Source organism: Collinsella aerofaciens (assembly GCF_001404695.1).
Classification (GTDB): domain Bacteria; phylum Actinomycetota; class Coriobacteriia; order Coriobacteriales; family Coriobacteriaceae; genus Collinsella; species Collinsella aerofaciens_E.
In genome coordinates, this window is sequence record NZ_CZAQ01000070.1 from 1 (window position 1) to 1,062 (window position 1,062).

At 65.1% G+C, this 1,062-nt stretch carries 1 protein-coding gene; it reads left to right on the forward strand.

Annotated elements, in window-relative coordinates; all coding sequences use genetic code 11:
- The coding region (locus tag AQ996_RS09500; RefSeq protein ID WP_055252703.1) for an SIS domain-containing protein at window positions 1-1,062 on the forward strand (1,062 nt) is incomplete at its 5' end.

The following is a 1,062-nucleotide window of genomic DNA, read 5'->3' on the forward strand; positions in this document are numbered from 1 at the left end:
ATGAAGGAGACCGAGAAGATCGAGATCATGCACTTCGACCAGGAGGGCTACCTCGAGGACGGCAGGAACGTCTACGAGGCGGGCAAGAAGATGACCGCGCTGGCCGACCGCGTGCACGAGGAGGGCTACGACGCCGTCTTCCTGATGGGCGTCGGCGGCACCTGGGACGAGTTCATGCAGCTCGAGTACCTCATGAACAAGTTCGGCGACCGCGACCTCGAGGTCTACCTGATCCACGCCGCCGAGTGGAACGTCATGGGCCACAAGCGCATGACCGACAAGTCCGTCGTGCTGACCGCCTCCGAGTCCGGCACCACCCCCGAGGTGCTCGAGGCCATCGGCAAGATGAAGGAGATGGGCGTGCGCGTCTACGCCATGACCAACCCCGAGGGCAAGATCGGCCGGGCCGTGGGCGCCGAGAACTGCGTCATGATGGCCTCCGACCACGGCGCCGGCGGCTGCGAGAAGGGCTACTACCTCGCCGACTGCTTCGGCCTGCGCCTGCTCAACCGCCGCGGCTGCTTCCCCAAGTTCGACCTGTTCATCGAGCAGACGAAGGACGTCTGGAAGGACATGCTCGACATCCGCAAGCGCTTCGAGCCGCGCGCCGAGGAGCTCGCGAAGAAGTACGCGCTGGCCGACTACACCATGTTCATCGGCTCGGGCGCGCTGTGGGGCGAGACCATCCTGTACTCCATGTGCCTGCTCGAGGAGATGCAGTGGAAGCGCATCCGCCACATCACCTCGCACGACTTCTTCCACGGCACGCTCGAGCTGCTCGAGCCCGGCGTCCCGGTGTTCCTGTTCATGGGCGAGGACGAGTGCCGCGCCCTCGACGAGCGCGTCCGCGCCTTCCTCACCAGCGGCGTGACCGGCGACGAGGACTACGTCATCATCGACACCGCCGAGTACGCGATCCCGGGCCTGGACGACGACTTCCGCGTCATCGTGTCGCCGTGGATCCTGTCCGTGCTGACCACCGACCGCCTCTCGCGCAACTACGAGCTGGTCACCAAGCACAACCTCAAGTACCGCCGCTACTACCACCAGTTCGACTACTAA